Origin of the sequence: Psychrobacter sp. AOP31-B2-9 (assembly GCF_052378005.1) — a bacterium.
Lineage (GTDB): Bacteria > Pseudomonadota > Gammaproteobacteria > Pseudomonadales > Moraxellaceae > Psychrobacter.
The window spans coordinates 1-6,266 of sequence record NZ_JBQSXG010000162.1 but is presented as its reverse complement, the minus strand read 5'-3'; the positions used below and the strand labels follow the sequence as shown (position 1 = coordinate 6,266).

The window sequence follows — 6,266 nt, the reverse complement described above, 5'->3', positions numbered from 1 at the left end:
TTTATATTCATAATAACCGCCCCATTATGTTAAGGGTCAAGCACTCAATATTTTGTTATGAGCAGCCTATAAGACTGTCAACAAAGTCATGAGTGACTTTAACTCTATAGAACAGGTGACTTATGAGTACAACCATTCCCTTATCATTTTTAGATCTGGCCCCCGTACCTGAGGGTAAAACCATTGCAGAAGGCATTGCCCAAACGGTTCAAACCGCGCAACAAGCAGAAAAATCTGGCTTAAACCGCTATTGGATGGCAGAGCATCACAACATGCCTGGTATTGCCAGTGCAGCCACGTCCGTATTGTTGTCACACATTGGCAGCCAAACCCAGCGTATTCGTATTGGATCAGGCGGCATTATGCTGCCCAACCATGCCCCGCTCATGATTGCCGAGCAATTTGGCACTTTGCAAGCGCTCTATGGTGACCGTATTGACTTGGGTTTGGGCCGTGCACCTGGTACTGATGGGGCGACGTTTCAGGCGTTACGCCGTCAGATGCAGGATGCTGATCGTTTTCCTCAAGATGTGCAAGAGTTGATGTATTTTTTGGGTGATAATACTGATAACAGTCAAGTACAGGCATTTCCAGGTGCAAAATCAAACGTGCCAGTTTGGATATTAGGATCATCCACGTTTGGCGCATCGCTAGCCGCTCACCTAGGACTGCCCTATGTGTTTGCCTCACACTTTGCACCGCAAATGCTGACGCAAGCGCTTGCAACGTACCGTGAACAGTTCAAACCATCGGCTTATTTAGAAAAGCCTTACGTAATGCTCGCGGCAAATTTATTACTGGCTGATGATGATGCCACCGCGCAATACCACTTTACCTCAGCGCAGCAAAGCTTTGTACGTTTGCGCCGCGGTGAAACAGGTCAAATACCAAAGCCTACTCACGATATGGACAGTGTCTGGAGTCAAGCAGAAAAGACAATGGTAGACAATGCGTTGTCGGTATCATTTATTGGTTCTGTCGAAACCGTTAAACCAAAACTTGCTGCCTTTGTTGCCACGCACCAGCCCGACGAGCTGATTGTCACTGCCAATATTCATAACCAAGCCGCACGCCTACGTTCACTTGAACTTACAACTGAACTAAATTTGTTTACTTTACAATGATATAGGACGTTTGCATAATTATTGATACACCCTAATAAGAAGAAAACTATGGACGCTTCTACTTTTATTGGTTCATCAATATTTTTGTACATTGTCGCATTTATCGCAGTCATGTGTATCGGCGGTTATTTGACCTACCGTACCAGTCCAAAGCATAAACAACGCCGTGAAGACAAGCGTAACAATCGTCAGTAGCTTAATACTTAAGCATCAAGCTTAGGTATCGAAATCAGGTATCGGCTAACGGCATTTTCTGTTTCAGAAAAAACCTCTTTATCGTTATATGACAAAGAGGTTTTTTTAGTTGGAGCGTATCCTCAGTCTGAACATTAAATATTAAACGGACTAAACAAACACCAAACCATCTTCAGTTTGATGAGCTTTAATATCCACCTGATAAACAGCACTCAGCTGTTCACTAGTCATCACCTCATTAGGTGTCCCTTGTGCCACAATATGACCTTCATCTAACAATACTACTTCGTCCATATAACGATGAGCATGCGTAAGATCGTGCAGCACAACAAGGATACTTCTGCACTGATATCGAACCAAATCAGACAAATACTGGAACAAAAAACGCTGATGACGAATATCCAAATGATTGGTCGGTTCATCAAACATCATAATTTGAGTGTCTTGCATCAGCGCACGCACGATAGCCAAACGCTGTTTTTCGCCACCTGATAGCGTCTGTACACGAGCACCAATCAGTGAGGTCAGCTCAAAATCATGAAGTAAATTATGCGCACGGCTAATATGTTTACCATTTGGATGTTGATACCATGCCAGATTGGGTGACACGCCAAGCAAGGCATAATCCAGAACCGTTAATGGCAACTCAAATCGTTCGTGTTGTCCAACCCAAGCGATATGGCCGCGCCTGAGTATCTCAGCGATGGGCTGATCTTGAACCATGATTTGACCGGCTGTCTTAAGACCGACACCCGTATGCTGATCTAGTATCGAATGCAGCAGCGTGCTTTTCCCAGCACCATTTGGGCCAATAAAAGCAACCAGTTTTTGGCTAGGCAATGCTAGCGCGTCAATACTCAATAGTATTTTATCACCATGAGTGATGTGAATATTTTTCATGGACAATAACTGGCTAGTGTTATTGTGCAAGCTATCTTCTGTGTTTATAGACGACTCTTTTGCCGTCAAGGAAAAAGGTAAATTAAACATATGTCTCACTCATATCAACGACGGCTACTACGGACAAACAACCAAATAAAGAATGGACCACCAAGCAGCGCCAGCACAATACCAACAGGCACATCTACTGGATAAGCGATGTGGCGAGCCATACCATCAATAACAAGCAAGAGCATCGCGCCTAGCCACCCTGACCAAATCATCAGACGCATGCGCCCACCACCGAACAAGATAGCAAGTAAGTTCGGTACCATCATTCCAATAAAACCAATCACACCCGCCAAAGACACCGCCGCCCCTGTTAGCAATGCAGACGCGACAACCACCATACAACGTACCACTCCTACTTTAATACCTAAAGACTTTGCCGCCATCTCACCAAGCATTAGACCATCCAGCTGCCGTCCTAATGGTAATAAAATCACTAAACCAAGCACCATAGATATAATAGAATATCGGAGCGGCACAAACCCTGCCTCCGCCATACTGCCAGATAACCAATTGGTCGCACTGCGCAAGACCATATCATCAGACATAAATAAAATAAGACTCACGATCGCAGCACAAAATGCACTGATGACAAAGCCTAAAATCAGCAATCCCATTTGACCACCACCCAAAAACCGATGACAAGCCAAAATAAATAAACACACCAACACACTACCGGTAAATGCAGCAAGCGGTATACCGATACCACCAAACCCTAATGCCAATACTAGAACAACACCAAGCGCAGCACCACCTGACGTTCCGATTAAACTGGGATCCGCTAAAGGGTTTTCAAATAAGGCTTGTAGTGCAGCCCCACTAACAGACAACGCCATACCAACCAATAATGCAGTCGCCACCCGTGGATAACGCAGCTGCCAGATAGTCTCATCGAGATGAGCAGGATTTGACCATTCGCCAAAACCAATACCGAGTCCCAACCAAATAAGCAGCAATGATGCTAAGGCCGCAAAGATGTAATAGACGCTATATTTATGTTTACGGGCTTGAGCAGGCGCTGCCGCGGTAATCGTATTTGCCATATGACGTGTCGTTATATCAAATATAAGAGGTTAAATGCTAAAGATTACGCTGTTAGTCAGAGAACTACTAAACCGTTACGGCGTTACCCTTCCTAAATGTAATGTCTGTACGATCTATAGTCGGCTGCCTTGTAGCCATTTTAAAATTCTTTGACTATAGTCAAAAACGTCAATTATTTTGCGACTGAATTGAGTTTTTTAAGCACTTTCGGTGAGTTTAAACCGTAACGTAAAAACTCATCTGCTGGCCAAAAGTATACCCCACCCTTTTTACCTGCAGCACTGGCCGCAATTTCCGGACGTTGGCTAAACTTCTCGACGCCACCAACCACGGCTTTGTTATGATCAGCGATGATAATGACATCAGGTTTAGCAGCGAGCCAACCTTCGCGTGACAATGGTTTAAGCCCTGAAACGTTGGCAGCGTTGATACCACCAGCGCGACGTATGAGCTCATCACCAACGGTGCCCTTTCCAGCGACAATACGGCCATCGTAGCTGAGCAAGTAACGCTTACCCGTTTTGGCCATCGGTGTCATGCCTTTGTTCCAGCTATTAGCAAGTGTGTTGCCTTGAGTTTTTTTGCCAACGTAATTACCAATGGTCTTAATACTACTGATAAAAGTAGCTACATCTTCTTTAGGAGCGACATTGACGGCTTTGACATTTAAACCATTCAAACGCTGATAGACACTAGACGGTTGCACCATATAACTACCAAGCACCAAATCGGGCTTGACTGCCAGTACGGACTCAGCGGTGATATTGCGATGCATACCGACTGTTGGCACATTTTTTAAGGCAGGGTTGCTATTGGTTGCATTTTTACCAACCAACTTATTGGTAGCACCAAGCGCAACGATGACATCGGCGACATCTGGACTCATAGCCACAATACGATCATAAGCTTGTGCGGACAATGATGGTATAGCAACAATACTTAAAACCATAGTGACGGCCATGATTCGTTTTGAGTCATATTTTTTATGGCTTAGTACTTTATCGCTTAGCACGTTATTAGGTAATAAAGATGTAGAAAAGAAAGACATCGGGGACAGCATAAATGTTCCTTGTTTTAGCATTCAGCAATAGCAAATCGCAACCACACTTTAAGCAATGACAATATTAATCATGCATGTGACTCATTACTGTAAATAGTTTAGGCAAACTGCTCAGCCGATGCAGAGACGATAGCGGCTGTATGGTTGTCTGATGCAACACGGCTATCTTCTGCATATTCTGTAGCGATATCTGCTGCAATGGTTTGCCACGCCTCAAGCTCAGGCGTTCCCTCGATACGCTGACCAAACACACTAAATACGCTCGTCCCATAACGATCAAAACCTTCAATGCAAGTCACGATGCCATCTTTGGTCGGACGTTTGACGCACCAGGCTTGCGCCAAACCTTTGTCTTTTAAATGTAAGGTAAAATTAGTCTCATTTTTATCAAGAATATTGAACCAATCGCCTATGCGCTTAAGGGTATGTACTTGTCCAGTTTGAATCTGCACGATGCCGCTATTACCCACAAAGATCATAATAGAACATTGAGCGTCTCGTGCCTGCTCAAAAGTAGCAGCAACAGCATCGATATTTAGCGACTGTGTCATTCCCGCAGGTGCTTGACGATAACTACTGGCACGATCAATATCTAGCTTTTGTAATAAGCCATGAAACTGATGCACATCGGTCATTCCAAGCCAACCTTGTTGTAACTCTTGACATTTATCATTGCTCAACGCCTTATACTGCCAACCCTTAAGGGCGGTCGGTGCCGTTAAAGTAAGCTCATCAGTACTGACCGTCCCAAACTGCTGTGCAATCATATCTTGCCAGCGCGCGATATTATCCTCAGTCAATTCACGTAAATACACCTTATCAATTGCTGCACCCTGCTCATCATAAAACTGAATACTATAAGACAGCTTATCTGGGTTGCTGGTGTCAGTAACGGCAAGCATATGCTGCCAACGCCACATAAAAAAGCGCAAATCCAAACCACCAACATTGAGCGCCAAACCCATCTTTTCACCAAGCTTTAAATTATGATATTGCGCGGTTTTTTCGTGCACAGCCAATCCATTTCTGACGATACTCTCTACTTGACCGAAGCTCTCAAACTGCTTCAAAACCTCTTTGTATTGAACACCAATATATTGGCTAAAAGGTGACGCTAACATCAACTCAAACTCACTGACACCTAACGCTTTCGAGCCTTCAGTCGGAAACAGCATCGGAACTTGTGTTTTTTTATTTTGATATTGTTGCCAAAGCTCGGTATTTTTTTGGGTTAATGATAGTGATCGACTCATAGTAATATCCATAAAATAATCAGTAATGACACAACGAATAATTTCGTGTCTATCTATTTAAGAAGGAATGTGCGGGTTTGATCATAGAAGTGCCTGGTTGTGAATATTCAACACATTCCAATAGGGCTTGTCATTAAAAAAGACAATAAAAAAGCGATGAATTCTGATGGTAAATGATGTTTGCCTTTTTTCATATTGACACAGAATAAGGAACATTATGACCATCTTCACTTAAAATGTAAATGATAATAATTATTATTTACATATTGATAATCATTCTTATTAGTAATAATATACCCCTGTTCTGTTGCTAAAGTTAGTTCATTACGTAACCTGCCGTCAGTTTATGTTCTGCCATTTTTTAGCTCACATCTTAGCTAAAAATATTTTTGACGACACATTCTTTCTATCTTTTACTCTTATTGTGGTGGTTTTACTCATGTCTATATTCACATCCAAATCACTTATCACGCGAAAAACAGTACCAAACCTAGTGTCAAATTATGCAAACGCAGCGATACGTCAACCACTACTTAGTCGTCACCCCTTGGCCATTGGTATCGCATTAGCCCTATCAGTATTGACACCACTATCAGCACAAGCGGCATCATTAGAAACAAAGGCATCACTCAGTAACACCAA

At 43.1% G+C, this 6,266-nt stretch carries 7 protein-coding genes; 3 read left to right on the top strand and 4 right to left on the bottom strand.

The genetic code is table 11. The features are described 5' to 3' along the window. Positions 1–122 precede the first annotated feature (122 nt). Positions 123–1,124: an LLM class flavin-dependent oxidoreductase gene (locus ACT3SX_RS13310; RefSeq protein WP_192992463.1), complete on the top strand. Its 1,002-nt coding sequence runs from the start codon at positions 123–125 to the stop codon at positions 1,122–1,124. A gap of 48 nt (positions 1,125–1,172) precedes the next feature. After that, positions 1,173–1,319 (top strand): hypothetical protein, encoded by a 147-nt coding sequence (locus tag ACT3SX_RS13305; RefSeq protein ID WP_192518591.1) that lies wholly within the window; start codon positions 1,173–1,175, stop codon positions 1,317–1,319. 150 nt (positions 1,320–1,469) lie between these two features. Here the strand turns inward: ACT3SX_RS13305 and ACT3SX_RS13300 are convergent, their stop codons facing one another. From ACT3SX_RS13300 to ACT3SX_RS13285, 4 genes are all read right to left on the bottom strand, one after another. Continuing rightward, entirely contained in the window at positions 1,470–2,309 is an 840-nt protein-coding gene (locus ACT3SX_RS13300) for an ABC transporter ATP-binding protein (protein WP_192518592.1), read from the bottom strand. A 14-nt stretch (positions 2,310–2,323) separates the two neighbouring features. Then, complete coding sequence (locus ACT3SX_RS13295; RefSeq protein ID WP_192518593.1) at positions 2,324–3,310, bottom strand: FecCD family ABC transporter permease; 987 nt, start codon at positions 3,308–3,310, stop codon at positions 2,324–2,326. Positions 3,311–3,483: 173 nt separating this feature from the next. Continuing rightward, positions 3,484–4,371 (bottom strand): heme/hemin ABC transporter substrate-binding protein, encoded by an 888-nt coding sequence (locus tag ACT3SX_RS13290; RefSeq protein WP_225739087.1) that lies wholly within the window; start codon positions 4,369–4,371, stop codon positions 3,484–3,486. A 98-nt stretch (positions 4,372–4,469) separates the two neighbouring features. Further along, positions 4,470–5,624, bottom strand: a complete 1,155-nt coding sequence (locus ACT3SX_RS13285) for a ChuX/HutX family heme-like substrate-binding protein (RefSeq protein WP_192518594.1) — start codon at positions 5,622–5,624, stop codon at positions 4,470–4,472. 439 nt (positions 5,625–6,063) lie between these two features. Between ACT3SX_RS13285 and ACT3SX_RS13280 the strand changes: the two genes are divergently transcribed. Next, positions 6,064–6,266: hypothetical protein (locus ACT3SX_RS13280; RefSeq protein ID WP_444761774.1), on the top strand; the 203-nt coding region annotated here is incomplete at its 3' end.

Bases quoted from the DNA above. Each gene is read 5' to 3' on its own strand.
- ACT3SX_RS13310 (WP_192992463.1), top strand. From the start codon at position 123: ATGAGTACAACCATTCCCTTATCATTTTTAGATCTGGCCCCCGTACCT.
- ACT3SX_RS13305 (WP_192518591.1), top strand. From the start codon at position 1,173: ATGGACGCTTCTACTTTTATTGGTTCATCAATATTTTTGTACATTGTC.
- ACT3SX_RS13300 (WP_192518592.1), bottom strand. From the start codon at position 2,309: ATGTTTAATTTACCTTTTTCCTTGACGGCAAAAGAGTCGTCTATAAAC.
- ACT3SX_RS13295 (WP_192518593.1), bottom strand. From the start codon at position 3,310: ATGGCAAATACGATTACCGCGGCAGCGCCTGCTCAAGCCCGTAAACAT.
- ACT3SX_RS13290 (WP_225739087.1), bottom strand. From the start codon at position 4,371: ATGCTGTCCCCGATGTCTTTCTTTTCTACATCTTTATTACCTAATAAC.
- ACT3SX_RS13285 (WP_192518594.1), bottom strand. From the start codon at position 5,624: ATGAGTCGATCACTATCATTAACCCAAAAAAATACCGAGCTTTGGCAA.